General features: G+C 61.8%; 31 protein-coding genes and 1 pseudogene. 6 read left to right on the forward strand and 26 right to left on the reverse strand.

Annotated elements, in window-relative coordinates:
• Positions 1–28 precede the first annotated feature (28 nt).
• The 26 genes and pseudogenes from arsB to P5205_09650 form a co-directional block, all read right to left on the reverse strand.
• Entirely contained in the window at positions 29–1,129 is a 1,101-nt protein-coding gene (arsB, locus tag P5205_09525) for an ACR3 family arsenite efflux transporter (protein ID HSA10597.1), read from the reverse strand.
• 8 nt (positions 1,130–1,137) lie between these two features.
• Positions 1,138–1,560 (reverse strand): arsenate reductase ArsC, encoded by a 423-nt coding sequence (locus tag P5205_09530; protein ID HSA10598.1) that lies wholly within the window; start codon positions 1,558–1,560, stop codon positions 1,138–1,140.
• Between the two features lie 50 nt (positions 1,561–1,610).
• On the reverse strand, positions 1,611–1,832 hold the full coding sequence (locus P5205_09535) for a zinc ribbon domain-containing protein (GenBank protein ID HSA10599.1): 222 nt from the start codon (positions 1,830–1,832) through the stop codon (positions 1,611–1,613).
• A gap of 12 nt (positions 1,833–1,844) precedes the next feature.
• Positions 1,845–3,650 carry an arsenical pump-driving ATPase gene (gene arsA, locus P5205_09540; GenBank protein ID HSA10600.1) on the reverse strand — a complete coding sequence of 602 codons (1,806 nt, stop codon included), beginning with the start codon at positions 3,648–3,650 and terminating at the stop codon, positions 1,845–1,847.
• A gap of 5 nt (positions 3,651–3,655) precedes the next feature.
• Entirely contained in the window at positions 3,656–4,021 is a 366-nt protein-coding gene (gene arsD, locus P5205_09545; protein HSA10601.1) for an arsenite efflux transporter metallochaperone ArsD, read from the reverse strand.
• Between the two features lie 14 nt (positions 4,022–4,035).
• Complete coding sequence (locus P5205_09550) at positions 4,036–4,737, reverse strand: cytochrome c biogenesis protein CcdA (protein HSA10602.1); 702 nt, start codon at positions 4,735–4,737, stop codon at positions 4,036–4,038.
• 21 nt (positions 4,738–4,758) lie between these two features.
• Complete coding sequence (locus P5205_09555) at positions 4,759–5,439, reverse strand: hypothetical protein (protein ID HSA10603.1); 681 nt, start codon at positions 5,437–5,439, stop codon at positions 4,759–4,761.
• Between the two features lie 31 nt (positions 5,440–5,470).
• Positions 5,471–6,976 (reverse strand): arsenite efflux transporter metallochaperone ArsD, encoded by a 1,506-nt coding sequence (arsD, locus tag P5205_09560; protein ID HSA10604.1) that lies wholly within the window; start codon positions 6,974–6,976, stop codon positions 5,471–5,473.
• Positions 6,977–6,997: 21 nt separating this feature from the next.
• Positions 6,998–7,279, reverse strand: coding sequence for a hypothetical protein (locus P5205_09565; GenBank protein ID HSA10605.1), 282 nt, complete (start codon positions 7,277–7,279; stop codon positions 6,998–7,000).
• Positions 7,276–7,728, reverse strand: a complete 453-nt coding sequence (locus P5205_09570) for an arsenate reductase ArsC (protein HSA10606.1) — start codon at positions 7,726–7,728, stop codon at positions 7,276–7,278. The genes P5205_09565 and P5205_09570 overlap by 4 nt, the downstream gene beginning before the upstream one ends.
• Positions 7,716–8,096 carry a metalloregulator ArsR/SmtB family transcription factor gene (locus P5205_09575; protein HSA10607.1) on the reverse strand — a complete coding sequence of 127 codons (381 nt, stop codon included), beginning with the start codon at positions 8,094–8,096 and terminating at the stop codon, positions 7,716–7,718. Before P5205_09575 ends, P5205_09570 begins: the two co-directional genes overlap by 13 nt.
• A gap of 147 nt (positions 8,097–8,243) precedes the next feature.
• The gene (locus P5205_09580; protein ID HSA10608.1) at positions 8,244–8,915 is read right to left on the reverse strand and encodes a flavodoxin family protein; all 672 of its coding nucleotides are present in this window, start codon (positions 8,913–8,915) and stop codon (positions 8,244–8,246) included.
• 74 nt (positions 8,916–8,989) lie between these two features.
• The gene (locus P5205_09585; protein HSA10609.1) at positions 8,990–9,379 is read right to left on the reverse strand and encodes a putative zinc-binding protein; all 390 of its coding nucleotides are present in this window, start codon (positions 9,377–9,379) and stop codon (positions 8,990–8,992) included.
• 8 nt (positions 9,380–9,387) lie between these two features.
• On the reverse strand, positions 9,388–12,486 hold the full coding sequence (locus P5205_09590) for an efflux RND transporter permease subunit (protein ID HSA10610.1): 3,099 nt from the start codon (positions 12,484–12,486) through the stop codon (positions 9,388–9,390).
• Positions 12,483–13,583 carry an efflux RND transporter periplasmic adaptor subunit gene (locus P5205_09595; GenBank protein ID HSA10611.1) on the reverse strand — a complete coding sequence of 367 codons (1,101 nt, stop codon included), beginning with the start codon at positions 13,581–13,583 and terminating at the stop codon, positions 12,483–12,485. The genes P5205_09590 and P5205_09595 overlap by 4 nt, the downstream gene beginning before the upstream one ends.
• Positions 13,580–14,845 (reverse strand): TolC family protein, encoded by a 1,266-nt coding sequence (locus P5205_09600; GenBank protein HSA10612.1) that lies wholly within the window; start codon positions 14,843–14,845, stop codon positions 13,580–13,582. Before P5205_09600 ends, P5205_09595 begins: the two co-directional genes overlap by 4 nt.
• Before the next feature lie 116 nt (positions 14,846–14,961).
• Entirely contained in the window at positions 14,962–15,660 is a 699-nt protein-coding gene (locus P5205_09605; protein ID HSA10613.1) for a cytochrome c biogenesis protein CcdA, read from the reverse strand.
• Between the two features lie 3 nt (positions 15,661–15,663).
• Positions 15,664–16,242, reverse strand: a complete 579-nt coding sequence (locus P5205_09610) for a nitrophenyl compound nitroreductase subunit ArsF family protein (GenBank protein HSA10614.1) — start codon at positions 16,240–16,242, stop codon at positions 15,664–15,666.
• Positions 16,239–16,805, reverse strand: coding sequence for an organomercurial lyase (merB, locus tag P5205_09615; protein HSA10615.1), 567 nt, complete (start codon positions 16,803–16,805; stop codon positions 16,239–16,241). The genes P5205_09610 and merB overlap by 4 nt, the downstream gene beginning before the upstream one ends.
• A gap of 291 nt (positions 16,806–17,096) precedes the next feature.
• Positions 17,097–17,375: pseudogene (locus tag P5205_09620) on the reverse strand (thioredoxin family protein).
• Between the two features lie 173 nt (positions 17,376–17,548).
• Positions 17,549–18,325, reverse strand: a complete 777-nt coding sequence (locus P5205_09625) for an NAD(P)-binding domain-containing protein (GenBank protein HSA10616.1) — start codon at positions 18,323–18,325, stop codon at positions 17,549–17,551.
• 31 nt (positions 18,326–18,356) lie between these two features.
• Complete coding sequence (locus P5205_09630) at positions 18,357–18,599, reverse strand: thioredoxin family protein (GenBank protein ID HSA10617.1); 243 nt, start codon at positions 18,597–18,599, stop codon at positions 18,357–18,359.
• A 23-nt stretch (positions 18,600–18,622) separates the two neighbouring features.
• Positions 18,623–19,954 (reverse strand): permease, encoded by a 1,332-nt coding sequence (locus P5205_09635; GenBank protein HSA10618.1) that lies wholly within the window; start codon positions 19,952–19,954, stop codon positions 18,623–18,625.
• Between the two features lie 80 nt (positions 19,955–20,034).
• On the reverse strand, positions 20,035–20,337 hold the full coding sequence (locus P5205_09640) for a metalloregulator ArsR/SmtB family transcription factor (GenBank protein HSA10619.1): 303 nt from the start codon (positions 20,335–20,337) through the stop codon (positions 20,035–20,037).
• An 82-nt stretch (positions 20,338–20,419) separates the two neighbouring features.
• Positions 20,420–21,031, reverse strand: a complete 612-nt coding sequence (gene sigZ / locus P5205_09645) for an RNA polymerase sigma factor SigZ (GenBank protein ID HSA10620.1) — start codon at positions 21,029–21,031, stop codon at positions 20,420–20,422.
• A 7-nt stretch (positions 21,032–21,038) separates the two neighbouring features.
• Positions 21,039–21,854, reverse strand: a complete 816-nt coding sequence (locus tag P5205_09650; protein ID HSA10621.1) for an arsenite methyltransferase — start codon at positions 21,852–21,854, stop codon at positions 21,039–21,041.
• A gap of 189 nt (positions 21,855–22,043) precedes the next feature.
• Here P5205_09650 and P5205_09655 point away from each other — a divergent pair, with 189 nt between their 5' ends.
• The 6 genes from P5205_09655 (at position 22,044) to P5205_09680 (ending at position 25,990) form a co-directional block, all read left to right on the forward strand.
• On the forward strand, positions 22,044–22,322 hold the full coding sequence (locus P5205_09655) for a hypothetical protein (GenBank protein HSA10622.1): 279 nt from the start codon (positions 22,044–22,046) through the stop codon (positions 22,320–22,322).
• A 2-nt stretch (positions 22,323–22,324) separates the two neighbouring features.
• Positions 22,325–22,579, forward strand: coding sequence for a hypothetical protein (locus P5205_09660; GenBank protein ID HSA10623.1), 255 nt, complete (start codon positions 22,325–22,327; stop codon positions 22,577–22,579).
• A 455-nt stretch (positions 22,580–23,034) separates the two neighbouring features.
• Positions 23,035–23,457 carry a hypothetical protein gene (locus P5205_09665; GenBank protein HSA10624.1) on the forward strand — a complete coding sequence of 141 codons (423 nt, stop codon included), beginning with the start codon at positions 23,035–23,037 and terminating at the stop codon, positions 23,455–23,457.
• A complete protein-coding gene (locus P5205_09670; GenBank protein ID HSA10625.1) occupies positions 23,454–24,146 on the forward strand; it encodes a hypothetical protein in 693 nt (230 codons plus the stop codon). The genes P5205_09665 and P5205_09670 overlap by 4 nt, the downstream gene beginning before the upstream one ends.
• A 3-nt stretch (positions 24,147–24,149) precedes the next feature.
• Entirely contained in the window at positions 24,150–24,512 is a 363-nt protein-coding gene (locus P5205_09675; GenBank protein ID HSA10626.1) for a hypothetical protein, read from the forward strand.
• 11 nt (positions 24,513–24,523) lie between these two features.
• Positions 24,524–25,990 (forward strand): type IV secretion system DNA-binding domain-containing protein, encoded by a 1,467-nt coding sequence (locus P5205_09680; GenBank protein HSA10627.1) that lies wholly within the window; start codon positions 24,524–24,526, stop codon positions 25,988–25,990.
• Positions 25,991–25,997: the final 7 nt, after the last annotated feature.

Genomic DNA, 25,997 nt, shown 5'->3' on the forward strand with positions numbered 1-25,997 from the left:
ATCGGTGTGCCAGCTACACTTCCAATCCTCAAGTGGCCGCCACGCTCCGGCCATACCAAGTCCGCGAATTGTTGCAGACTTTGCAGACCGAGAGCATCACGGGCACTTCCACCAACACACCGACCACACACGCCAATGCCGCGCCCGAACTTGCCCCGAAGAGCGTGATGGCGACGGCAACGGCGAGTTCAAAAAAGTTGCTTGCGCCAATCAGTGCCCCCGGCGAGGCGACGTTGTGCGGGACTTTGAGCCAGCGCATCATCAGATACGTGATGCTGGAGTTGAAATAGACCTGAATCAGAATCGGAATCGCCAGTAAGATGACAGCGAGCCATTTCGTCGTCAGATTCTCGGCCTGGAACGCGAAGATCAGCACCAGCGTCAGCAGCAGCGCCCACATCATCACCGGATGGAACTTCGGCAGGAAATTCTTCTCAAACCACTCCTTGCCGTGCGACTTGAGCAGCAACGTGCGCGTCAGCCAACCCGCCGCCAGCGGGATCACGATGAACACCACCACCGACGTGATGAGCACTTTTGGCGGCACGATGACGTTTGCCACGCCGCAGAGGAACATCACGATCGGCGCGAAGGCCACGAGCATGATGAGGTCGTTCACCGCCACCTGGACGAGCGTGTAAACAGGGTCGCCGTCGGTAAGGTAGGACCAAACAAAGACCATCGCCGTGCAGGGCGCGGCAGCCAGGATGATGAGTCCGGCAGTGTATTCCTTCGCCATCTCGGGCGTGACCCACGCAGAGAAGATGTGCTGCATGAACAACCACGCGAGCAGCGCCATGCTGAACGGCTTCACCAGCCAGTTGACGATCAACGTCACCACCAGACCTTTAGGCCTTTTGGCGATGCCGCCGATGGCGGTGAAATCCACCTTGAGCATCATCGGGTAAATCATTAGCCAGAGCAGAATCCCAATCGGCACGTTCACTTGCGAGCCCTGGCCGCACTCCAGCTTGCTCAACGTGGCGGTGAGGTCGGGCAATAGCTTGCCAAAAGCGACGCCAACCACCATGCAGACAAGCACCCACACGGTCAGGTAGCGCTCAAAGAACGCGAGGCGTTTGGGTTCAGGGGCTGGAGTGGAAGTCTGCGGGGCAGATTGCGTTTTCATCGTAAATGTCAGGGTTTCTCAGCTATCCAATCTGTCACTCGGTCTTTGATGAGGCCACGCACGACTCGATAGTGCGCCAATTGTTCCGCCGCCACCTGTTGTTGTTTGGGGCGTTCAGGAAAATCCCAGAGCAGCATCTTCGCTGCACCCGGAAACACCGGGCAACGCTTGGCGTTGATCTCGTCGCACAGCGCGATGACGTAATCGAAGGTGCGCCCGGACTTGAAGAGATCGAAAACGGACTGCGTTTGCTTTTTGGAGATGTCAATGTTCGCTTCCTGCATGACTACAATCACCGAAGGCTTCAATGTGCCCGGCTCTAATCCGGCGCTTTCGACTTCAAAGCCGTTGCCGCCGATCTGTTTCAGCCACGCCTCCGCTATCTGGCTGCGGGCGCTGTTGTGAACGCAGAAGAAAAGGACTCGTTTCATTTCACGGAATGGACTGCTCTCGCACGACGGCACGTCGTTCGAAATCCGGTTCAACCGCAGCAACCCGGTCCGGAGCAACAACCGCCGCCCGAGCCGCTGTCCGCGCTCTTGCCGCTGAGCACGCCGAATCCGCCCAGCACAACTCGCCGAATCGCCACGCCCGTCTCCGGATGCTTCGTCAGCGGCTTGGCGTTCATGTTCTGTTTGATCTCGAAATAGCGTGGTTTCTCGCCGGCCTTTACCGGAATGGTTTCGTAAACGTATGTGGTCATATCAATTCCTTGTCAGTTGAGATTTGTGGTGTGAAAAAGCTGTCGCAACTTCTCCGGCCCTACCGGTTCTTCGGCGACCCAAGCCACGATGGCGGTGCGCGACGAGAATGTGCCGGCGACTTCCCGGATGTAGGGCAACTCATCCGCGCCGCGCGCCACGAGCAAGGGGTCGCGCGAGCCGCTTTCGGCGAAGCTTTGGTTGATGACCCACGCGAACGGCTCGATCTGGGCGCGGCGCAAATCGTCTTGCAGCGCGGCAGCTTCGTGAACCGGGGTGGCTTCGGGCAGCGTGACGACGAGCACGCGGGTGAAGCTGGCGTCGCGCAGCCGGGGCAGGAGGTTCAGCACCTCCTCGGGCATGTCGCTGGCGCGTTTGGCGACTTCGCGGTGATACGCCTCGGTCGCATCTAGGAGCAACAGCGTGTGCCCAGTGGGTGCGGTATCGAGCACGACAAAGGCGTCTTCGCCCTGCGCCACGGTGCGGGCGAAGGCGCGGAACACTGCAATTTCTTCGGTGCAGGGCGAGCGCAAATCTTCTTCGAGCAAGGCGCGTCCGCTGGCGTCGAGGCTCTTGCCGGTGGTGCTCATTACCTGCTCGACGTAGGCGCGCGTCTCGGCTTGCGGGTCAATCCTGCTAACCTGCAAACCTTCGATGTGTCCCGCCGCTGCGGCGACGTGCGCCGCCGGGTCAGTCGTGCTGAGATGCACTTTGAAGCCGCGTCGCGCGAGTTCCGTCGCGATGGCGGCCGCAATGGTTGTCTTACCCACGCCGCCTTTGCCCATCGTCATGATGACGCCCCGTCCAGCCTTCGCAAAGTCATCCACCAATTCGGTCAGCGACTCCAGCCGAGGGAGAGATAGTGCTGAAGCGGCTTGAGCCAATGCCGGTAGAAACCCGTTGCCGTCCTGCGCCAGCGCCCGCAGCGCCGGGAGGCCAAGTAAATTGTGCGCCCGTAGCGGCACTTCGGTGACGGGCAGCCGTGCGAGGAAAGTTGCGCCCGCCGTCAACGCTTTCGCTCCCCGACTTTCCAAGGCCAGCGCAACCGGGTCGGAGTCGGATGCTTTGAACAGCCCGTTCAGGATGAGCCGTTGATTACGCACCCCAATGGCGGCGAGTTCGCCGCTGGTGCGTTCGGCTTCGGCAAGTGCGGCTTTCTGCGCGCGGCTCACGAGCACCAGAGTCGTTCGCTGGCCATCGGCCAACGCCGCGACGGCGCTTTCGTAAATCACCCGTTGCTTCTGCAATCCTGCCAGCGGTCCGAGACAGGAGTTGCCGGTGGTGTTCGTGTCCAGAAAGCCGGTCCAGGCCGTCGGCAGCGTCATGAGCCGCAGTGTGTGCCCGGTCGGCGCGGTGTCGAAAATGACGTGGTCGAATTCGGCAGTGGCTTCGGGTTGGCCGAGCAATCGGGAAAACTCATCAAACGCGGCAATCTCCATCGTGCAAGCGCCGGAGAGTTGTTCCTCCATGCCGCGCACGATGGCGTCCGGCAGTTTGCCGCGATACGGACCGACGAGTCGCTCGCGGTAAGCGTGGGCGGCGGCTTCCGGGTCAATGTTCAACGCCAAAAGATTCGGCACACCGGGAATCGGCGTGGGCGCGCCGTCGAGTTTCTGGCCCAGCACTTCGTCGAGATTGGAAGCCGGGTCGGTGCTCACGAGTAAAACGCGCTTGCCCTGATCAGCCAGGGCGATGGCGGAAGCGCAGGCCAGCGAGGTTTTTCCGACGCCGCCCTTGCCGGTGAAAAAGAGAAAACGGTTGGGCGCGTCCACAAAGGCGCTGAAGGAAGCAGCGGGCTTTGCCGGGGATTTCGTATCCATGGTAGTCATAAAGCATTTCGGTCGGCGCGAACCGGCGTGGCCGCGCGCTCAAGGCCGACGATGGCCGCGAGTTCCTCCCGGTTGGGATAGCTGTTGTGGCCGACAATGTTGCCGTTGAGCAGAATCAAAGGCAGGCAGCTTGTCCCGTGATCGTTCACCGCTTTTACTACGGTCGCGTTGCCGGCAAACGCCTCGTATTGATGGCTGGGATTGTAGCGCTCCACCTGGACGCCTTGGTTGCGAAGCCATTCCAACGCGGCGCTGAACTGAACGAGTTTCGTGTCCACGTTCGGCCCGCAGACGCCCGACGAACAGCACATGGGCGGATCAAACACCTCCAGCTTCACTGTCTTGTTAACTATGCGTGTCATTGCGGCTTCCTCTCTCAGAATGTCGCCAACAAATAGAATCCCGCGACGACCAGCAGCACGCCCGCGACGACTCGGATTGCCGCCTCTGCCTTCTGTGCCTTGAGGGATGTTTTGCCGAACGCCACACCGAACAGGATGGCCCCGAGCGGCAGGCTGAAACCCACACCAAACGCTGCCATCAGGACCATGCCCCAGAGAATGTGCCCCATCAATATGCTGGCACCGATGACGATGAAGATTCCAGGATTGCACGGCAGCGAGGCTGCCGCCACGCCGCCGCCCATCAGCAACCCAACAACCACCGTGCCCAGCATCCCGTGGACAGCGGATTGCGTTTCAGTCTTGCGAACCAGTTGCGGCAGTTTCAGCGGCAATAACTTGAGTGCGGCCAATCCCAGGACAACCGCGATAACACCCGCAAACAGCTTCCAGTATCTGCCAAGCAGCGCTTGCGCAGCCTGTCCCACAAACCCTGCGACGAATCCCAGAACAATCAGCGCCAGCGTGGTGCCGATCATGAACGAGAGCGCGGAGGCGAAGGCTGTCTGCCGGTTGGCGTCTGCACGCGTGCCCGAGTAGGCCACCAGCATCCCCATCGCGGGCAAGGTGCAACAAGCGCTGGCCAGGGCGCTCACCAATCCCAGCAGAAAAGCCAGCGGCAAGGCCGCCGGTCCCATGCTGGCCGATTGGAGTGTTTCGGTAACCCACTGAGTCATTGGGAGCGCTCCTTACTAGCCTCACTTGGGGCAGCAACCTGCGGCGGCAGATGGACCGCACCCGCCCGCGCTCGAAGCAGCGAGGAATCCCTGCACCAGTTTCGATTCGGTGATCTCGCCGGAAACGGCGCTCATGCCGCGCCCCTTGACCATCGCCAGAACGCCCGGCACGGACATCTGCTTTGCGATCTGGTCGTAATCCTGCGTGCCCGCCTTCAACGTAAAGAGAGCGCACTTCTTGCCTTGGGCCTCGATCAGACGCACCGCCCCGTTCATCGGCGTCGAGGGGGGATTGCCAGTTGTGCCCTCCTTCCCAGGGAGATAAACGAACACCGCGTCGGTCTTGGCCGCCACCGTGTTCAGTTCGGCGAGCGCCCCGAGGCTCGTGCCCACAATTGATTGTGCCGCATCGGCAGCTTCGGCGGGCTTCGCGGCGGGGGCACTATTGCCGGTGGGCGTCTGCGACCCGTCGAGCGATGCAAAGGCCGGTGCGGTTGTCTCCGCTGACGCCCCACCATTCTTGATCATGGCTCGCACCACCAACGCGCCCGCTGCCACCAGCACCAGGGCGCCAACTACCCAGCGGGTTCCTCCGGCAGCGCCGCGGGAGTGGCACCCGCAATCAGCCCCACAAGCCGAGGCCTGTTGTTTCAGTAATTCCATGTTGTCGGCCGGTTTCCCGTCCTCGTTCGGTGCTTTCATTTGTCTTTGCTCCTGGTTTCGTTGTTTCTTTCTAACCACAACACTTGTTTGCGCCCGGCGAATGAGCGTCTGGCTTGTCTCCACAGCATGGATCGGCAGCCGTCGCGGGATTGCCGAGTCCGGCTCCGGTTAGCTTGTCAGCGAGTCGGAGGATCGCCTGATGCGGAGAATCCTTCACCCTGGCAGCCATGCTCACCGCGCTTGCCATGTCTGCTTTGGAAACATCCAACAATTGCGCCTGCCGATAGTGATACTTGAGGCACGGCTCGCAGTTGGCGGCAATCGCCGCGCCGATGGCCACGAGTTCCGCCACGGCCGGACTGAAAATGCTGTTCGCGCCGTTCGCTAGGTTCAGCGCCGCTCTCAATTGATCGCGCTCCGGATAATGCCCGCTGGCTAGCACCCGGTCGCCCACGAGTAACAAGGGCAGTGCGGCTTCGCCCCTTTCGGTGAGTGCGGTCTTGACCAATTCGTTCTCAACGAACGCGGCGGGATTCTGCGAGAGATTGAAGCGCTGCACTTCCACGCCTTGTTCCTGCACCCATTTCACGTCGGCCGCAAACCGCACCAGCTTCGGATCAACCTCCGGCCCGCACACGCCAGTCGAACAGCACATGGCCGGGTCAAATATCTCCAACCTGCGCACCGGCTCGCTCACCCCTTGGGTCTTGAGGGAGCGGGAATCCGTTTGCGCGGGCTTGCACGCCGTGATTTCCAGGCTGGTCACGTAATCGCTCGGCTTCGTCCCGTCGGGAAGGTGAGCGATGATCTTTTGGTAAAGCGGGTCTTGCCAATCCACCATGCCGTCTATGTAAGCGGACTTCGGCTTGAGCACGATGTCTCCCAGCCCAGCCTCCCGCGCCATCTGCTCCGTCTCAGATACGAGCACCGCGCCGGCCACACAACCCACCAACGCTTCCACGCTTTCGGCCACTGCTGGCGGTAGCGGTTTGAGCAGCGCCAAGTCAGATACCGCCACGCGCCCAATCGGCTTGAGCACGCGCGCGATCTCCCGCCACACCTGCGGCTTATCAGGCGAAAGGTTGATGACGCAGTTGGAAATGACCGCATCCACCGAGTTGTCCGCCACCGGCAGATGCTCGATTTCCCCGAGCCGAAATTCCACGTTGTCCAGCCCCGTCCGCTCTCGATAGGTCGCAATGTTCTTCCGGGCCTTGGCCAGCATCTCCGCCGTCATGTCCACGCCGATGGCCCGCCCAGTCGTTCCAACTTTCTTCCCGGCAATGAACACGTCGAATCCTCCCCCCGCGCCCAGGTCCAGCACGATTTCGCCCGGCTGGAGCGCGGCGAGCGCGTTGGGATTCCCGCAGGAAAGGCCCATGTTCGCCCCCTCCGGGAGCGCAGCCAATTCTTCCGGAGTGTAGCCAATGTGCCTGGCCAGGTCCTCGGACGCCACCGGTGTTGAACCGCAGCACGTCGGCGACGGGCCGCAGCACGAACCGCCGCTCTCGGCGATTTTGCCGTAACCTTCGCGGACCTTCTGCCGCACCGTTTCGGAATCAGTGTTTCGTGTCATAGCTACAAGAACGACTGCGCTTCAATCGCCCACCCACGGATTTGCCACCATGGTGTTCATCAAAATGTTGTTCATCAGGAGCGTGGCGAGGCTGAGGTCGTAGCACGTCCGATAATCGGGGCACGCCACGCACTTCTCCCAAGCCTCGCACTTGACCTCCAAGCTCCGCCCTTGCGCCCCCGTGCCCGAACCGACAACCAATGCCGTGAACGCCTGCCCCTCCAGCTTTTCCTTGCGCTTCAACTGCGTGAATTCAGGAAACATCCCCCCGTAACACGCTTCCCGGTTCGCTGGGGCATTCATCTGTTCATCCTCCTCGCTTGGTCCTTCCGCCCCGCCCCGTATGCCTCAAACACTCTTCTGATCTCGTCACGCACGCGGCGGAACACGACGAGCTTTTCCTCATCTGTGCCGGTGGCGTGCGCCGGGTCGTCAAAGCCCCAATGGTAACGGTTCACCTGGCCGGGGAACATCGGACACGCTTGGTCGGCGTTGCCGCAGACGGTGATGACAGTCTCGACGGGCTGCTTCAGGAACTGGTCCATGTGTTTCGAGTGATGGCCGGAAATATCAATACCAATCTCCTTCATCACCTGAATGCCGAGCGGATGGACGTATCCGGCGGGCTTTGACCCGGCGCTTTGCACATCGAGAATTTCGCCCGCCGCCGCGCGCAGGATGCCTTCGGCCAGATGGCTGCGGCAGGAATTGCCGGTGCAGAGAATGAGGACGGTCGGTTTCACTTTTGACATTGGCGTTTGCATAGTTCCGCAGGGTCTTGTTTCAGGATTCGTTTAAGGGCCTTCTGGTCTTCGGTAGCGCGCGGATTGCCGTCGAGCGACTTCGCGACCCAGTCAATCGCTTCGCACACCTCCACGGGGGCGTTCTTGCCCGGTAGCTTGTAGTAAATCCAGCGGCCATCCTTGCGCGACTCCACCAACCCGGCCTGAAAGAGGATGGACAGGTGCTTCGAAATGGTGGATGGAGCGAGGCCAAACAGCTCCGTGATCTGGCAGACGCACAATTCGCCCTGCCGCAAGGCCAGCAGCGTGCGGATGCGGTTCTCGTCCGCCAGCGCCTTGGTAATGTTCATGAACGCGCGCATAGTGTATTTCTGCATTTCGTCACACAGCGAAATATAAATGCCGTATCTTTCCCTGCAAGTCAAATCACTCTTCCCCGAGCTAGTATTCCGCTCCGCATCAGCACCTGCCCGCAGGCAATGAGAACCCAACGTCCGCTTCCCCGGACACAACTGCGCTTATGCCTACCGTGCGAGCCGCAGCGCCAGGTCAGCCACGCGCAGGCCGGTGTTGCGGGCTGTGCCGAGGCCGAGATCGTCGCCGCTGATGTCGTCTTTCGTCGATAGCACCGTGCCGCCTTGGAACGCGGGCGGGCGACCGCCCACGGGAATCATGCCGAAGCAAAGCATCGCCGTTTGAATCTGCTCAATGATCAACTCCTGCCCGCCGTTGCGGAACGCGCCCGTGGCAATGACACCCACCGGTTTGCCGTCCAGCAGCATCTTCGGCTCGCGCAAGGGCGCACAGCGTTCAATGAATGCCTTGGTCAATGCGCTCAAACTGCGGAAGTAGGAGGGCGAGCCGATGATGAGCCCGGCTACGGCCGGGTCTTGGAGTTTCGGCAGGATGGCCGTGAAGTCGTCCTTCGGTGGCGTAGGCGACCAGCCGGCGATGTTCAGTCCACCCAAGTCTATCAACTCCACCTGAATCCGTGCATCAAGTCCCTTGGCGGCGTCCAGCGCGGCTTGAACGGCTTTGGCCGTGGTCATGCCTTTGCGTGGGCTGCACGAGATGCCAAGAATCTTCAGCGGCTTGCCGCCACCCGATTCGGCGGCGAAGGTGGAGACGGTGGTTGCAGCCATCGCGGCAACACTCGCAGTGGCGAGGAAGTTGCGGCGGGTCACATGTTCATTCATGGAATGTCCTTTCGATCTGCTTGGTTTGTTGGTTCGCGGTCACGGTGTCCGCCTTGTCGGGAAGCACCGCAGATTCAACCGGCCAGCAACTCCGCCCCGCGATCCGCGATCTGGCGGATGCGGGCAGCAGTGACACGCGTTGCGCCTTTCTCGAATTGGAAGTCGCGCTCCAGTTGCAGGTGGGCAAAGTCGCTGAAGCCCGCCAGTTCCATCGTCTTGCGGGCGCACTCTTCCTTACAGCCGTCAATCACCAGCACTTTGGCGGCGGAGCGGGTGTTGGCCAGGATGCCTTCCACTCGACCGCCAATGCCCGCGAGGCAATACATCTTCCCGGCGAGGTCCAGCGTCATCTGGCGTGCGGCGCGGTCCGAGAGACCGCCCACATCGGAAGCGCCGGAGCATGGGAAGATGAGCTTGGGCGCGGCCTGACAGGTGCATTGAGTTGGAGTAGTCGTGGGATTCAATTCGATTGTTAGCGAGGGTGTTCAATTGGTTCGGATTCCGGCACTGTGGCGGCTGGCCGCGAACTGCGGCTCGCCATCCAGGTGTAAAGCACCGGCACGAGGAACAGCGCGACGAAGACGTTCAGCAACAGTCCGCCAATCGCCGCCGCCGCCATCGGGCGGAGCAACTCGCCGCCTTCTTCCAACGCGAACGCCAGTGGTGCGAAACCGAGCACGGCGGGCAGCACGGTCATCAGGCGCGGACGCAACCGGCTCAGGCCCGCGCCCAGCGTGGCTTCGAGCAGCGGCTTGCCCGCGGCGCGCTGGTGCTCGGCCGTTTCGATGAGCAGCACGCCGTCAATCACGTTGGCCGCGAGCACGATCATCGCGGCGATGATGACGGTCGCGCCAAACGGCTGGCCCGCGATCCACAGGCCGTAGCCCATGCCGGTGAGGCAGAAGGGCGCGGCGATCAGAATGACGAGCGGCAGGCGAAGGCTGTTGAACTGCGCCGCCAGCACGATGAACGAGAAGAACACCGCCAGTCCGAGAATGCGCTTCACCACGCCCTGCATCTCGGCCATCTGCCGGGCCTTGCCGCCGATGGTGTAGTTGTAACCGGTGGGCCACGACACCTCCGCGAGCGCCGCGCGCGTGGCGTTCTGCGCGGTGCTGAGATCCACGTTCTGCGAATCGCAGCGCACGATGACCTGCTTGATCTGATTTTGGCGCACGATCTCGACCGGGCCGGTGGCGGAGCGCACTTTCGCGACTTCGCGCAGCCGGACGTGGTCGCCGGCGGGCGTTGTGAGCACGAGATTCTCGACGTCGGAACGCGAGCGCAGGCTGCGCTCGGGGACGAGCACGCGCAGGTCGTAAAGTTCACTGGCCTCGCGGAAACGCGTGGGCACGTCGCCGCCGATGTAACCGCGCAACGTGCCGGCGATGGCGGCCACGGTCAGCCCGTGCTCGGCGGCTCGGGTGCGGTCAATCTCCACCTGCCATTCGGGCTTCGAGTAATCGAGCGAGACGTAAATGTTCGCCAGTTCCGGGCGCTGGCGCAGACGCGCGGCGATGTCGTTGGCGAGGGTGAAAAGCGTGTCAATTTCCGAGCCGTTGATTTCCACCTCGATCTCCGCCTGGCCCAGCGTGCGGATGCCGCGCATCTTGGCCTGATAAACCGCCAGCACCGCTCCGGGCGCATGCACCTTGGCCACCTTCTTGCGCAGCTCCGCGATATAGTCGGTTGTGGAGATGTCGCGCTCACCGGACGGCACAAGTTCGATGTCCACCTCGCCTTCGTTGCCGATCTTGTTCGTGTAGAGCCCGCGCACCGCCCCGCCGATGAGCGTGAACACACTGCGCACCCGCTTGTCGCCGCGCAGGAGCGCCTCGATCTGTGCGGTGATGGCGTCCATGCGTTCGAGCGCCGCCCCCGCCGGCATCCGCACTTTCACCACGATGCGGCCGTCGTCCACGGCCGGGAAAAACTCCGCGCCTGCTTTTTTGAAAAGCACGACTCCCAACGCCGCGACGGCGACAAACACAATCAACGCGACCACACGGGCGTTCAACGCGCGGCGCAGCAGCCAGCCGTAGGCGGCTTGCAGGCGGCGATTGAGCCGTTCGCTCCACGAATCCTCGTGATGTTCCGCGCGCAACAGCGTCGAGCCGAGCATCGGCGTGAGCGTGATCGCGCCCAGGCCCGCGATGACCATCAGGCCAAGCACCACGAGCACGAGTTCGCGGAACAGCAGCGTGATCATGCCCGGCACGAGCAGGAACGGCGCGAACAGGGCGACGAAGGTGATCGTCGCGGCGAGGATCGCCCCGCCGACTTCGCGCGTTCCGGCCTCGGCCACCGCCGCACGCGGCTCGCCTTTTCGCAGGCTGCGCAGGCGGGTGATGTTTTCGACCACGATGATTGAGGCGTCGGGCAGCACGCCGATGGCGACGACCAGTCCGCCGAGCGAAAAGATGTTCAGCGAAAAGCCCGCCAGCCGCATGACGAAGAAGTTCACCAGCAAGGCGAAGGGCAACGCGATGCCGATGATGAGCACCTGGCGCGGACTGCCGAGGAACAGGAACAGCACGAGAATCACCAGCGCCAGCGCCTCCAGCGCCGTGTTGCGCACACCCTTCATCGAATCCACGATGTAATCGGCCTGGTTCTCCAGCAGCTTGTAGGACAGACCGGCGGGAAAGGCGGGCGCGAGTTCGGCGAGGCGGCGCTCGACGTTGCGCACGGTGAGGACGGTGTTGGCATCGGCTTGCTTGATGATGTTGGCCTTTACGGCAGGCTTGCCGTTGAGCCGGGTGATGAGCCGGACCTCCTCGTGGGAATCCTCGACCGTCGCCACGTCGGCAATGCGGATGCGGGCGCTGCCTTCGCCCCGAACGAGGACGATCTGGCGGATGGTTTCGAGGTCGTTGAATTCGCCCAGCGTGCGGACGATGGTCTCGCGGTTCGGCCCGGTGACGCGCCCGCCGAGGCGTTGCACGTTTTCCTCGCGCAGCCGCCGTTCGACGAGTTCGAGGCTGAGACCGTGTTTCTCCAGCTTGCCGCCGTCCACCAGAATGCGGATTTCGCGTTCGAGTCCGCCCGCGACATCCACCGCCGCCACGCCACCGGCGGCGAGCAGCCGGTCGGTGAGCCAGTTGTCCACCCAGGTGCGCAGTTGCGTGAGGTCCATGCGGTCAGACTCGAAGGCGACTTGCACGATGGGCAGTTGCGAGGGGTCGGCCTTGATGATGACCGGCGGATCAATGTCCGGCGGGAGATCCTTTTGCGAACGCGCGAACGCGGCGAGCGTGTCCTGATACGCCACGTCCACGTCCACCCCGTAGCGGTAGTTCACATCGAGTTGGTAAAGCCCTTCGAGCGCACTGGACGTGAGATAATCGAGGCCATCCACGGACGCGATCTGGCGCTCGATGGGATCGGCGAGGTTGCGGTCAATGTCCTCGGGGGTCGCGCCGGGCCAGACGATGGAAAGCTTGATGAGCGGATACTTGACCGACGGCAGGAAATCCACTGGCAGCGTGCCGATGTTGAGCGCGCCGAAGATCGCCAGCCCGAGCGCGACAATGGCGGTGGAAATGCGGCGGGTGATGGCGGTGCGAATCATGGCTTCGCTTCTTTCGCGGCGGGCTTGTTGCCTTCGGGTTTGGCGGTGGGCTTGCTGCCACCTTCAAGGCGCACGGCCGCGCCATCCTTCACGCGTTCGATGCCGCCCACGATCACACGGTCGCCGGTCTTCAGTCCGGTGCGAATCCACACGCGACCATCCTGCTCGAATCCGGCTTCCACCGAGCGGCGCGCGGCTTTGTCTTCGGCGAGCACGAAGACGAATGGCTTCACTCCGTCGCCCAGCACGGCTTCTACCGGGACGGTCAGCGCCGAGGGTTGCTCCTCCAGCACGGCGCGGATGCGGGCAAACATGCCGGGCGAAAATGTGGCTTCCTTCGGCAGCTCCGCCTCGAACGAGCGCGTGCGCAAGCGCCGATCCAGTTCCGGGTAGGCGCGGACGATTTCGAGCGTGAAGGACCGGCCCGGCAGCGCGTCAAACGTCACCTGCACGCGGCCGCCTGCGGCCAGCGCGAAGGCGTGGTCCTCCGGCACGGCGAAGCGCAAGACGAGACTGGTGGGATCGTAAAGGTCCACAAGCGGCGTGCGGGGCGCGACGTAATTGCCATCAGCCACCCGCACGCGTGACACCACACCAGCCCACGGTGCGCGGATGGAATAATCGTCGGCGGCCTGTTCGGCCTGGGCCAGCGCGGCGCGGGCACGCTCCAACGCGGCCCGCGCGGTGTCGAGTTGATCGCCGGCAATGGCCTTTTCCTTCACCAGCGCCTCGATGCGGCGGAATTCCTGTTCCTGACGCCGCAACTCCTCTTTGGCCGAAGCCTGCGCCGCTTCCGCAGAAAGCTGCCGGCCAATCCGCAGCAACTCCTGTCCTTCGGTCACGCGGTCACCTTCGCGCACGCGGCAGCCGAGCACCGGCCCTTCGGCGGGCGAAGCCAGCCCGGCGACGGTCGTCGGTTCAATCGTCCCGGTGACGGTGAGCAGCCGGACAAAGGCACGGTTCGTCACGACTTCAACTGTCACGGCAGCGGGCGGCGGCGTGGGCTTGCCGGAGCTGGCTTTGCCGCAACCGGTGACGGCGAGCACGACCGCCAGAGCAGCGGGCGAAAGACGACAAAGGATGCGAAATGATTTCATGGCTTGGAGGAGGAACTGTTGCCCTTGCTGGCGACGGGATCAGCTTGCAGCGCGGGCAAGACGGCGGCTTGCGTGAAAACGTGGCCCGCCGCGAAATCGCGCGCGGCGAGCGAAATGGAATGGTCCGCCAGCGCGCGGGCACGGAGCGATTCCGATTCGACGGTGGCGGATTGTGCGTCCAGCACATCCGTGATCGTGCCCTGGCCGAGTTCGTATTTGCGCTGTTCGATACGCAGACTTTCCTGTGACTGCTCCACCGCTAGCCGGGACGCTTCGATCCGTGCGGCGGCAGCGCGGACACCGGCCTCGGCATTGGCCAGTTCGAGCCGGCGCTGCAAGGTCGTTTCCGCCGCCGCTTCCTCGCGGGCACGCTGGTTCGCACGCGCCTCGCTCACGCGCGATTTGGTGCGACCGAAATCCCAGATGTTCCACGTCAGGGCAACGCCGGCGAACCCCAGATCGTAATCCTCACCGCTGTGGAAATCGGCGCGCGGGCCGTAGGTGGCGACGCCTTCCACGGTGGGCCAATAGCCGGAACGCGCAGCATGCACCTGTTGCCCAGCGGAAGCGGATCGAGCTTGCGCGGCGGCTTCATCGGCGCGCAACTCCCGACTGGCAATCACGTCAGCCGAAGTTGCGGCGGGCGTGTTCAATGTGTCGGCGAGTTCCCACGCAGCGGAAGGTTCGCGGCCCATGAGCACGGCAAGAGTGGCCTGGATGATTTCGAGCCGGTTGCGCGCTTCGATGGCGCTTTGTTCCACGCGCGCGAGACGCACCGCGACGCGCAGCCGGTCCACTTCGGCGGCTTTTTGTTGGCGGAGCAACGCGTCAATACGTTCCACCTGCGCGGTGAGCGTCGCCCGGGATTGGTCCAGCGAACGGATGACCGCGCGCAACGCGAGCGCATCTTCGTAAAGCGTCACCACCCGCACCGCCAGGGACTGACGGGCAAACGCAAGATCACTGGAAGCGGCCTCCGCCAGCAGGCGCGCGGCGTCTTGTTCAGCGGCCAGCCGTCCGCCGGCGTAGATGGGAACTGAAACCCCTGCCGTCGCCTGCCAGGTGTCCCGGGTGAAAATGCCCGGCTGGTTGTTTTCGGTGGCGGGTTGCAGGCGATAGGGATCGCTGGTGTGATTCGCGCTGCTTGCGGCGAACAGTTTCGGCAAACGCGCGGCCGTGCTGCCCTTGGCCCGTGCGCCGGCGGCGTCAGCGTCGGCGGAGCGCGCCAGCAACGTGTGGTTGGCGGAGAGGCTTTCGCGCAAACAATCGGTGAGCGTCAGCGCGTTGGTGGTTTCGGCTCGAAGCAAGCCACCTTTCAGCAGAAAAACCAGAACCACGGCGGCCAACGTGCCGGCGCTTGGGCGATGTAGCTTTGTGTTCATGGAGCGGTGTAGATGAGCCATACGCCGCCGAGCATGACGAGAATGCCGCAGATGATTTTGACTGCGGCCAGTCCTTTGGACTGTTCGTTCCAGTTGAGGAAGCGTTGGACAACTTCCGTTGAAGTGCCCGCCAGGATGATCACCGAGCAGTGACCCATGCCGTAAGCCAGCAACAGACTGGCCGCGTAGAATGGCGCTGCCCCACCCAGTTTGAACGTCACCGCCAGCATCGGGGCCATGTAGGCAAACGTGCAGGGGCCAAGAGCGATGCCGAACACCAGTCCCAGGATGAGCGCCGCCAACAGCCCCTTGCGCTTCATCCCCACTGGTCCCGCGCCGGAGAAATTCAACGGAATTACGCCCACCAAATGCAGCCCCACCACGAAGAAGATGAGCGCAACGAAGTAATTCCCGTAGCGCCCCACGTCACCCATCATGCGGCCAGCGGCGGCGGTGATTGCGCCGATGGCTGCGATGGTGACGAGAATGCCAACTGCGAACAGGGTGGAAGTCCAGAACGCTCGCTTGGCTGTCACCTGGCCTTGTTCGCTGATGAATCCAACGATGAGCGGGATGCTCGCGAGATGGCAGGGGCTGAGGACAATGCTCAAAATGCCCCACACGACGGCGGCAGACAGCGCAACCAGCGGCGCGCCCTCAACCGCGTGACTCAGATTTGTGAAAAGTTGCTCCATAAATCAGTGATCATCCGCAGCAGGAGGCAACGCGGATTGGTTGGTGCTCGCCGGCTGGCTTGTTCCATTCAGGAAGTTTCGCACTTCGGTTTCCACGTAGGCATTGAGCTTGATCGGCTCGTGAACCAGTTGCCAGGTGTCACCGAGCAGCTTCCAGGCTCTTTCCTTGCCGTCGGTCCGTCGGACGAGCACCAAAGACGGGCAAGGCAACTTGTAGTCGGTCAGAAAGTGAGCGTTCTCCGGCAGTTCGTAGTTCACAGGCGTAAACGCCAGTCGGTCACTGGCGAGTTCGCTGCTGAACTCCTGCTCGATCACGAGCTTCGCGAGCTTTTCAATCAACAGGCAGGTTTCACAACGCACCGTGCCGTGGAAGTAATACGCGATGACTTGTTGAGCCGTGGCGTTGGTGTTGACCTGATTTGTGCCGGTAACGACTAGCTTCGCATCCAGTGCGGCCACGAGCGGACAGCACGCCCCGCCATTGTTGATGCGATCAGCATTTCCCTTTCGTTGCGTCGAAGATAGCACCGCGACAGCAGCCAGGGCCGCGAGCACGAGAAGGATTTGTGTGCGCGGCTTCACTTGCACTCGCCCAGTTTACACGCCTTCGCGATTTGTTCGGGCGACAACTTCATCTTGTCAGCGAGTGCTTGAGCGATGGTGATCTGGCGACCAGTCATCGTCGGGCGCGCGTCCAGCCACTTTTGCAGGTTCGCTGCGTTGACGAAGAAACCCTGCTTGAAGCAGCCGGCGGATACCCACTTACCCTCAGCATCCTTCTTCTGACCAAACCAGGCCACAGCACTTGCGGGTTCAAGCGACGCAATCTGGCCATTTAGCGTTTTCACTCGAATCAATTCGCCGGTCAGTCCGTCCTTCGCTTCCACTTCGATGTCCTGCTTCAACCGCGCCGCCACTCCCATCGAACAATGCGTGCAACACCCGTGTCCGTGTGTTGTGCCAAACTTCACCCCGCAGGCGTCCTCCGGATACACGGCGCGGTCACAGAACGCGCACCGCGTCGCCAGTTCCTTGGACCACAGCACGTCCCAGGTGAGCACATTGCCGGGACTGCCCTGCTGTTCCTTCACGGCGGCGTCTTTGTCGGCAAATGCCTTAATGGTCGGACGCCCCTTGGCATCCATGCCGTAAAGGTAGATGGCCGTAGTCGCGGGGATGAGGTTGTCGCTTGCCCAATCGCTGACGCTGACTTTCGCGTCCACCGCTTTGGCGTCAGCGCCGACGAGACTGGAGAAGTAGATGAAGTAGCAATGCGGCGAGCATAGGAGGCGTTGTTCGGTCTCGCCCTTCACCAGCGTTTTGGCTTTCCCATTCACATCGCCGTCGCACATGAAGCACACTTGGTCGCGCGGTCGGGCGTCCGCTGCGACGGGTTGCTCCCGGACAATCACGGCGCTTGACTTACCGCTTGCCTCGACTCCGAGTTCCTTCCACTTGCTCAGGATGTCCTCCTTGCCGAAGAATCCCGTGTGTCGGAACAGTTCCTTGCCGTCGGCGTCATAGAAGATTTGCGTGGGGATCATCTCGATGCCGTATTTCTTGCCCTCATCGGGATTTTCCCAAACGTCAATGAACTCCGTCTTGAACTGGCCGGCGTAATCCCGCTTTAACTCGTCCAGAATGGGTTTCATCATTTTGCACGGAATGCACTTGCCCGCGCCCAAGTCCACGAGGCGCGGCAATTTCGCCGTCACTGCCGGGCCGGGTGCGGCCTGGCTGGTTGCTGAAACACTCGCCTCTGCTTTGATGTCGCTGTTGGCTGGCGTCTTGTTCTGCTTCAAGACGACCGCGGCCACAACTGCCGCTGCAACGGCGACGAGGATGAGAATCTTTGCTGGTGCTTTCATGGTAATGAGGATTGCGGTGTTTACGGTTTGATTTTCTGGTAGAGCGCGGGCAGGCGCGTGCGATACAGCTCGCTGACCTGCGCTTCCATTTCGGCCAGCGGCTTCACCGGGATGAGGTCCATCACCTCGGCGGGCGTGAGGCCGGATTCCAGCAACGTCCGCGTCGCGCCGCAGACCGTGCGTTTCAACGCCGGAGCGATGTCGCCATCAGTCAGGCCAAAACCCGCCGCCACTTCGCGCAAGGCTTGCAGTTGAAACCACAGGTAGGTTGCGCCCATGCCGGAGAGCAGTGCATAGCCTTCCAGCTTTGACTCGGCCACTTCGGGCGATTCGCCCAACGGTTTGAGCAGGGCCACGAGTTCGGTCTTGTCGGCTGCCGTCAGCACCGGACCGAACGCAGCCGGATTGAAGCCCAGGTGAATCACTGACGGCGCGTTCGGAATCACCCTCGCCAGACGGTCGAATCCGCCGAGCAGTTCAGTCAGCTTTGCGATGGTGAACTTGGGCGCGAGCGATACCACCAGCGCGCCGGGTTTTATGCTGCCTTTGATGCCGGCGAGGACTTCCGCCATCACGGGCGGATGCACGGCGAGGAACACAATGTCTTGCGCCGCTGCTGCCGCACTCTGCGCGACCGTTTCGATGGACGGAAATCGCGCCTTCAGTTTGCCCAGCGTTTCCGCGTTACAATCGCTGACAACGATTTTGGCGGGCAGTTGCCCGGCCCGCTGCCAGCCTTCGAGGAAAATGCGGGTCACCCGTCCGCCGCCGACAAATCCAATCGTTCGATCACTCATAGGTGTCCTTTCACTTCTCTCCAAGCTCAGTTCACGCCGCCGCTTGTTGCAGGATGGTCTTGATTTCAGGGATGCTCGGCACTTTGCCAGTCACCTTGATCGTGCCGTTCACGGCCAGCGCGGGCGTCATCATCACCCCCAGCGCCATGATTTGTTTGAGGTCCGTGACCTTGTTGATCTCGGCCGCGACGCCGAGTTCTTTGACGGCCTGTTCGGTAAATTGCGCCAGTGTCTTGCACTTCGAACAACCGGGTCCGATAACGAGGATTTGCATGATCTATTTCCTTTCTCTTGAGGTTAAAACAACGCTCCGTAAATCAATCCGGTGATCGTGGCCATGATCACCACCAGCACGACATACACAACGACCTTCTTGGTGCCCATGATGCTGCGGAGCACCAACATGCTGGGGAGCGAAAGCGCAGGGCCGGCGAGCAGCAGTGCCAGCGCGGGGCCTTTGCCCATGCCGGAGCCCATTAGGCCCTGAAGAATCGGCACCTCCGTCAGCGTGGCGAAATACATGAACGCGCCCACAATCGAGGAAACGAAGTTCGCCATGAATGAATTGCCGCCCACCGATTGGCTCACCCACACCGAGGGGATCAACCCTTCCTGGCCCGGTCGTCCCAGCAGCATTCCGGAGACGAACACGCCGCCGATGAGCAGCGGGAAGATCTGTTTGCCCAGCGTCCACGTCGCGTCCAACCACTCGCGGCCTTCGCCGGGATTCCTGGCACAGAGCACCGCCAGTCCAGCACAGCCCACGATGAAGGCAATCAGTGGTTCATGGGGGAACGCAAAGCTCAGGATGACTACCGGCAGCGCCGCAAGCGCCAGTTCTCTCCACTTGAACCCAAACCAGAGTCCCAGCGCCACCCCCAACCCGGCAGCGAATGCCGCCGCCACGGGCCATTTCCACGCGAAGATTTCAGCCCAGAGGCCGGTCGTTTCCGCTGGTTTGCTCCAATTCGCGAACACCAGCACGCCCACCATCGAGGCGAAAAACAGCACGTTTTGCCAAAGCGGACGTTTGACCTCCACTTCGGGCATCTCCGCCGCCGCTTCTGCCTTCGCTTGCTCCTCACGTCGGAAGACCAGATGCATGGCGAATCCGACAATTACACTGAACGCCACCGCCCCAATCGCTCGTGCCGTGCCCAGTTCCATGCCGAGAATCCGCGCCGTCATCACGATGGCCAGGACGTTGATGGCTGGGCCGGAGTAGAGGAACGCCGTCGCGGGTCCGAGACCAGCCCCACGCATCCAGATGCCGCCAAACAGTGGCAGCACGGTGCAGGAGCACACCGCCAGGATCGTCCCAGACACCGAGGCCACCCCGTAGGCCAGCGCCTTGTTCGCCTTCGGCCCCAGGTAGCGCATGACCGAAGCCTGGTTGACGAAGGCGCTGATTCCCCCCGCGATGAACAGCGCCGGAATCAGGCAAAGCAGAACGTGCTCCTGTGCATACCACTTGGTCAGTTCCAGCCCTTCCTTGAGCGCGTTGTCGAAACGAGGCACGCCCACCGGCAGGAAGAACAGCAAGATAAAGACAGCCGCGAACCCGCCGAGAATCTTGAGTTCCCGGCTCCAGTTCGCATTCCCGACATCGGCTTCACACGCGCCATTCATGATTCGATAATCCTGCGCTTATTCGACATTTAGCTAATCCAGCAAGTCCACACTCAAAAAAAGGGATTCCGCCCGCGTCTCTACGCACGGGTCTTCTCACGCACCGAAGCCACGCACTGGAAGAAGTTCATGACGCACGGCGTCACCAACCGGTAGAACACTTGAGCACCGCGCTTATCGTCGTCCACGATGCCGGCGTGCTTGAGTTGGGACAGATGCCGGGAAACGGTGGGCATTTCCGATCCGACCAATGCGGCCAATTCGCATACGCACCGCTCGCCCCGGGACAATTCGTCCAGCATGAGCAGACGACCCGGATGGGCCAACGCCTTGAACACCTGCGCCTGTGCTTTGAACTGCGCGACTGACGGTTTACTTGCCATCACGAGTAGGAATTTAGCAAAGTGGCTAACAGTGTCAACCCCCAGTTTCTCCCGACTTCCATTGTCGCCCCAATATGCCCGGTCAACGACCAGGATCGTGATCCGCAGGCTTGGCTGAAGTTGGCGGGCGAACAGAAGGGGTGGAGCACTCCGCACAGCCAGTCTGCTCTCGCGGTTCACAACCAATGACTTTGCCGCGCCGGTCAAACTCGAATTTGCAGCACTCGTCGAGCATCTGCTTCAACTGCGCCCGGCCACGCTGCACGCGTGACTTCGCGCCGGAAAGGGAAATGCCGAGACGCTTTGCCAGTTGCTGCTGCGTCAAACCGTCAAGCTCGGTCAGAACCACCGCCTCGCGATACAGTTCCGGCAGGCTGTAGATCATCCGGCGGAACGACGCCTTCAGTTCCTCAATTTCGCCATCGTTCGCATCTGGATCGGCAGGCAGCGTCTCCGGCACTTCGACCGTTTCCTTGTGCGTCCGGTAATGGTCAATGATGGCGTTGCGGGCAATGAGGTAAATCCAACCTTGAAGCTTCGCCGGGTCTTGGAGTTGCCCCAGCCGCTTCTGAATCTTCACGAAGACATCCTGCCGGATGTCCTCCGCCGACGCCGGGTCAGACACCCGCGAACGGATGAACTGCCCCAGCTTGTCGGCGAATTCATGCCAGATATGTTCCAGCGTTGCGTTCATCAGTCCGTCAAGGTTTCACGGCTTCGATGCTGGCAGACGCTACATAATCCTCCGCCTTCCGACCCGGAAACCACCCGCCGATAATCTCACGGCTTTCACCTTTGCGCACGATCCGAATGTTGATGAATCCAGCCTGATTCAACATGGCTTTGAGGTCATCCACGAGCGAAGCGCCTGCCACACAGCCCGTGTAAAGCTCCCAATCCTTGCGCAGTTCTTCAGGAATCTGCGCGATGGCGACGATGTCGGAAACCGCGATCCGTCCGCCTGGTTTCAGCACGCGGAACGCCTCACAAAACACGCGCGGCTTGTCCGGCGAGAGATTGATGACGCAGTTAGAGATAATGACATCCACCGTCGCGTCCGCCACTGGCAGGCTCTCAATCTCGCCGAGCCTGAACTCGACGTTTTCGTATCCGCCACTGACTTTGTTTTTTCGCGCCTTGCTCACCATTTCCGGTGTCATGTCCACACCGATAACGCGACCCGTCGGGCCAACCGCCCGCGCAGCAAGGAACGCATCGAAGCCCGCGCCACTGCCCAAATCGAGCAGGGTCTCGCCGGGCTTCAATGCGGCGATTGCTTGAGGGTTGCCACAGCCCAATCCGAGGTTTGAGCCTTCAGGCACTGCGCCAGTGTCTTCAGCAGAGTAACCCACCCCTTGCGATACAACTGCGGCATCATGGTCAACCATGGCCGTCGTTCCGGAGGGGCTGCAACACGTCGGCGCACAGCCGCAGCTTCCGCCGTCCTGAGCAATCCGTCCGTAGCGTTCACGAACGGTCTGTTTCACTGTGTCGTTTTCGAATTCTTGTGTCTTCATCGTTCTTGATTGTGTTCCGGACTACATGTCTTCGCAGTCCCTTTCAGCATTAAAGACGAACGAATCTGAAAAAGGACGCAGGACTTCTTGGTCCGTTTGCCAACCGCGTGTTGGAAGTCACGCGGACTGCATGCGCACTTTGTGTGGCTGCTACATCTGCCATCTCGCGCCATGTGCTGAACTGTTGGTGTGAGCACGAGAACGACTGTAGCGTCCGGCGACCAACGCTGGGGCATCTACCACACCGACCGGGAATACGCCCGCTTGATGGGCGATCCGTTGCGGACTGTTGTTGAAGCGCCCACCAAGCTCGCCGCCAAGGAAGCTGCCGCTCGCCTTGGTTTCAGTGAGCCTTGGGCACATCCCCTCGGTCCGGAGGAAATCCAACGCGCGGAATGGTTGCCCAAGCGCCGGCACACCCAGCGTCCCGAACTCACCCGCAAGTCTTCACGCGGAATCCACATCTGACTATGCACGCACCGACGACCGCTCAAATCCGAACCGCCATCCAAGTGCTGAAACGATTCGGCGAACACATCAACCGCAACGCGGCGAATCTAATCGTTGAGCTGCCGGAGACCCGACTCGGCGCTCACGTGGGAGCGCGGGCGAAGGTGGTGAGCATCGAACAAATCAACCGCATTCAAGCCGTGACCGCGCAATTAGAGCAGTGGCGGACCGAGCTCAGCCAGCATCAGAGGCAGTGCGTTTCTCATCATGATTAAGACAGGACAAGCCTTACCCCTTGTTGCCACAAGGATTCTGCGTCCGCGAATGAGTCGCGGTCTGAGCGCGGAACAACCGCGCAACATCATCGGCTCGCGGCCACGGCAACAGCCTGTCCGTGAACCTAATTTGGCCAAGCACAGGGCGCATCCGCGCGCTGTCCATGTCCGCGAACAGCCCGCGATTGCGTTCTGTCCACGCCCGCAGACACGGCAAGGAACTGTCCTTGGACAAGGACAAGCAGCGGCTTCCGCTATCCGCGAACAGGCAGCGGCAGCGGCCAGAACTCAACTGCCGTCACTCCATGACCTCGGTCGGTCAACGTCCTCAACTGCGCCGACGACGAGGACTTTCCATGGCTCGCACTTGGCAATGGCATGTCCGCGTCAACGCATCCGCGTGTCCGTCTCGCCGCCGAGCGCATTCCCCGTCCACATCCACCACGCTCCCGCGTATGACCTCATTTGATCCAGCCAGTGTCCGGCAGGCGGTCGCTGAGTTTACGCCGCGCCGTCCAGAGAAGTTCCAGGACCTGATCCCGGCCAAGGATGTCATCGCAGAACTCCGGCAGAAGCGCGCGTCGTATCGCGCGATTGCCGAACTGCTCACGCAGCATTGCCTGCCGACCAGCAAGACGGCTGTCGCCGTGTTCTGTCATGAGGTGCTTGGCGAAATCGTTCGTCCGCGACGGCGTCCCGGGCGCAAGCGGTCCGTTGTCCCCGCCGTGTCCAGCCCTGAAGCGGCCCAACAGCATCCACCGGACGCGCTCCCGGTCGCAGAACCACCGGCCAATGTCAGCAGCGAGGACTCTCAACAGCCGCGCCCGCGCGGGCCGCGCATTGCCCAGGTGCGGATGCTCAAACTCCAGACCACATGAAACGACTCGATTTGATCCTCAACGGCAAAGGCGGCGTCGGCAAAAGCTTCTTTGCCGTGAACTTCGTCCAGTTCCTCAAGGACAAAGGCATGCCGCACGTCGCGATTGACTCCGACAACGAGAACTCGACGTTGAAGCGGTTTCATCCAGACGCACGATTTCTCGACCTGGACAACCGCCGCGAACTCGACGGCATCTTTGCCGCGCTGGAGAAATCTCAACTCGTCGTCATGGATTGCCGGGCGGCCTCGACCGACCTGTTCATTGAATACTTTGCCGAGATAGACCTGCCAGCCGTTCTCGCGGCGATGGGTGGGCAACTCACGCTCGTCATGCCGGTGAATCACGAGGCCGACAGCGTGGACCAGGTGCAGCGGCTCGCCGACCAGTTCGGCAAGCAGTCCGGTTACGTCGTGGTGCGCAACGCCGCACACAGCGACAGCTTCGCGCTGTTTGAATCCTCGGAGGTGCGGGCGCAGCTCAAGGACAAGCTTGGCGGGCGCGAAATCGCGATGGCCCGTTTGCAGGATTGGCTCGTGGAGATGCTCAATGCTGAGAACGTGACCATCACCGCCGCGGTCAAGCACGCTGCGTTCAGCCTCCTTGATCGGCAGCGCCTTCAGACCTGGCAGCGCAAGCTCTACGGCGAAATCGAATCGGTCACGGAACTCCTTTTGCCGACCAAGTAGCCTATGCCAAACATCGAACCCGACTTTGACGACGACTTCGAGCGGGCGGTTGCCGACTGGCGCGAACGATACCGACTGCGCGAGGACGATGCGGTGCTGCTGCTGGTCGACCTATTCCGCATCCACCAGCGACATTGGGATGACCTGCGACGGCGCGAATTGCCGTCGTTTGAACTGGTGCGGGCCGACATCGCAAAGCTCGCGGAAACGACGCGGACATTTCAGGCACAGTCAGCGGCCCTGCTGGACGCCTTGAAGAAGCTGCCCTCGACGCATCTCGCGGCCCGAATCACCCGGACGGCGGCATTCTTCGCCGCGCTCGCCAGCCTGCTGGCTGGATACCTGATCGGGAGGGCGTGGCCGTGAAACTGGACTTCATGCCAATCAGTCCGATCGCATTCCCGCCAGACCTCGAAGTGATGTTCCGGCATCCCCAATACCTCCTGCTGGCTGGCGCGATTGGATTGGCACTGGTAGCCGCGTGGCTCTTGTTCGCACCGGCGAAGCGGGGATTTGTTGCGCGCCTGGGCGGGTTGACGTGGCGGCGAAATCAGTTTTGCCGTGGCTGGCTCATCACCGGCGACACCGGCTCAGGCAAAACCAGCTCTGGAATCAACCAACTCGCGCACCAGGTCTTCCAGAACGAGCCAACGTGGGGCGGCCTGTGCATCGACGAAAAGGGGGTCTATTGGGAGACGCTCGCTGCTATGGCCCGGCACTACGGGCGCGAGCACGACCTGATTCATCTGCAAATCCGCGCCAACGACGCGGATGGCCAGTGGACGCCGCCGCACCGCTACAACCTGACCGGCGACCGAAGCATCCCATTCACGACCTACGCCAAGTTCGTTGTGGACACCGCCACCAGCCTCGGCCAGGGCGGCGACAAGGGATTCTTCAAAAGTCAGGCGCAGACGCACATCGCCCATGCGCTGGAAATGCTGTTCGAGTTGAACCGACCGGTGACCCTGCGTGGCGCGTTCGAGCTTCTGTCCGACCGCGAGATGCTGGAGGAAGAAATGGAGAACCTCGAATCGCTGCTGGAAACGCCGCGCCGCGAAGCCGTTTACGCCCACTTCGCCAACCGCTTTCTGACGCAACCCGACGAGCAGCTTGGCGGTGTCCGCGAAACCATCGCCAACTATCTCCAATACTTCCTCACCCCCGAAGTGGCCGAAGTGTTTTGCACGGGTGAGAGCACGTTCCACTTCAACACGATTGACCAGGGCCGAATCATCCTCACCACGATGCCGCAGAAGTTTCAGACCGAGCGCCGTTACGTGAACACGTTCCTGAAACTGCTCTACTACAACCATGCCCTGCGCCGATTCGACCAAGCCAAGGACGCCCGCGCCAAGAACAACCTGCTCATCCTGTGGGCCGACGAAGCACAGCGATTCATGACGGCGAGCGAGGATGGCACGAGCGACTACAATTGCGTTGATGTGATCCGCGAAGCTGGCGCGACGGTGGTCGCCGCCGCCCAGAGCACGACCTCACTCGTGCCACCGCTTGGCAACGACAAGGCGAAGGTGCTCACGCTGAACCTCCGCAACCGCCTCATCTTCCGCGCCGCCGACGAGGCCGACGCCGTTCAGGCCGCCGACTTTCTCGGCAAGAAACGCGTCGTCAAACGCTCTTGGGGCTACAGTGCCGGACGGGCAAGCAGCAACTACTCCGAAACCGAGGAACACAAGATCAAGCCCCACAAGCTCCGCAACCTGCGTGACCACGAGTGCGTCCTCGTCCATTGTGAGCGCGGCTATCGCCGGGTGACTCTCCCACCGCTGGAATCGGACGGCACAGTTGCAAATTGGTTCTCGCGATGGAGGAGACTCATTTGAGCCTTGA

The sequence above is a fragment of the Candidatus Paceibacterota bacterium genome, assembly GCA_035452965.1.
Lineage (GTDB): Bacteria > Verrucomicrobiota > Verrucomicrobiia > Limisphaerales > UBA8199 > UBA8199.

Coding starts and splice junctions, on each gene's coding strand:
- P5205_09670 (HSA10625.1), top strand. CDS start 23,454: ATGAAACGACTCGATTTGATCCTCAACGGCAAAGGCGGCGTCGGCAAA.
- P5205_09570 (HSA10606.1), bottom strand. CDS start 7,728: ATGTCAAAAGTGAAACCGACCGTCCTCATTCTCTGCACCGGCAATTCC.
- merB (HSA10615.1), bottom strand. CDS start 16,805: ATGGATGCCAAGGGGCGTCCGACCATTAAGGCATTTGCCGACAAAGAC.
- P5205_09530 (HSA10598.1), bottom strand. CDS start 1,560: ATGAAACGAGTCCTTTTCTTCTGCGTTCACAACAGCGCCCGCAGCCAG.
- arsD (HSA10601.1), bottom strand. CDS start 4,021: ATGACACGCATAGTTAACAAGACAGTGAAGCTGGAGGTGTTTGATCCG.
- P5205_09640 (HSA10619.1), bottom strand. CDS start 20,337: ATGGCAAGTAAACCGTCAGTCGCGCAGTTCAAAGCACAGGCGCAGGTG.
- P5205_09605 (HSA10613.1), bottom strand. CDS start 15,660: ATGGAGCAACTTTTCACAAATCTGAGTCACGCGGTTGAGGGCGCGCCG.
- P5205_09595 (HSA10611.1), bottom strand. CDS start 13,583: ATGAAATCATTTCGCATCCTTTGTCGTCTTTCGCCCGCTGCTCTGGCG.
- P5205_09580 (HSA10608.1), bottom strand. CDS start 8,915: ATGAATGAACATGTGACCCGCCGCAACTTCCTCGCCACTGCGAGTGTT.
- sigZ (HSA10620.1), bottom strand. CDS start 21,031: ATGAACGCAACGCTGGAACATATCTGGCATGAATTCGCCGACAAGCTG.
- P5205_09590 (HSA10610.1), bottom strand. CDS start 12,486: ATGATTCGCACCGCCATCACCCGCCGCATTTCCACCGCCATTGTCGCG.
- P5205_09665 (HSA10624.1), top strand. CDS start 23,035: ATGACCTCATTTGATCCAGCCAGTGTCCGGCAGGCGGTCGCTGAGTTT.
- P5205_09550 (HSA10602.1), bottom strand. CDS start 4,737: ATGACTCAGTGGGTTACCGAAACACTCCAATCGGCCAGCATGGGACCG.
- P5205_09680 (HSA10627.1), top strand. CDS start 24,524: ATGCCAATCAGTCCGATCGCATTCCCGCCAGACCTCGAAGTGATGTTC.
- P5205_09635 (HSA10618.1), bottom strand. CDS start 19,954: ATGAATGGCGCGTGTGAAGCCGATGTCGGGAATGCGAACTGGAGCCGG.
- P5205_09660 (HSA10623.1), top strand. CDS start 22,325: ATGCACGCACCGACGACCGCTCAAATCCGAACCGCCATCCAAGTGCTG.
- arsD (HSA10604.1), bottom strand. CDS start 6,976: ATGACACGAAACACTGATTCCGAAACGGTGCGGCAGAAGGTCCGCGAA.
- P5205_09535 (HSA10599.1), bottom strand. CDS start 1,832: ATGACCACATACGTTTACGAAACCATTCCGGTAAAGGCCGGCGAGAAA.
- P5205_09650 (HSA10621.1), bottom strand. CDS start 21,854: ATGAAGACACAAGAATTCGAAAACGACACAGTGAAACAGACCGTTCGT.
- arsA (HSA10600.1), bottom strand. CDS start 3,650: ATGGATACGAAATCCCCGGCAAAGCCCGCTGCTTCCTTCAGCGCCTTT.
- P5205_09575 (HSA10607.1), bottom strand. CDS start 8,096: ATGCAGAAATACACTATGCGCGCGTTCATGAACATTACCAAGGCGCTG.
- P5205_09675 (HSA10626.1), top strand. CDS start 24,150: ATGCCAAACATCGAACCCGACTTTGACGACGACTTCGAGCGGGCGGTT.
- P5205_09625 (HSA10616.1), bottom strand. CDS start 18,325: ATGAGTGATCGAACGATTGGATTTGTCGGCGGCGGACGGGTGACCCGC.
- P5205_09565 (HSA10605.1), bottom strand. CDS start 7,279: ATGAATGCCCCAGCGAACCGGGAAGCGTGTTACGGGGGGATGTTTCCT.
- arsB (HSA10597.1), bottom strand. CDS start 1,129: ATGAAAACGCAATCTGCCCCGCAGACTTCCACTCCAGCCCCTGAACCC.
- P5205_09555 (HSA10603.1), bottom strand. CDS start 5,439: ATGAAAGCACCGAACGAGGACGGGAAACCGGCCGACAACATGGAATTA.
- P5205_09630 (HSA10617.1), bottom strand. CDS start 18,599: ATGCAAATCCTCGTTATCGGACCCGGTTGTTCGAAGTGCAAGACACTG.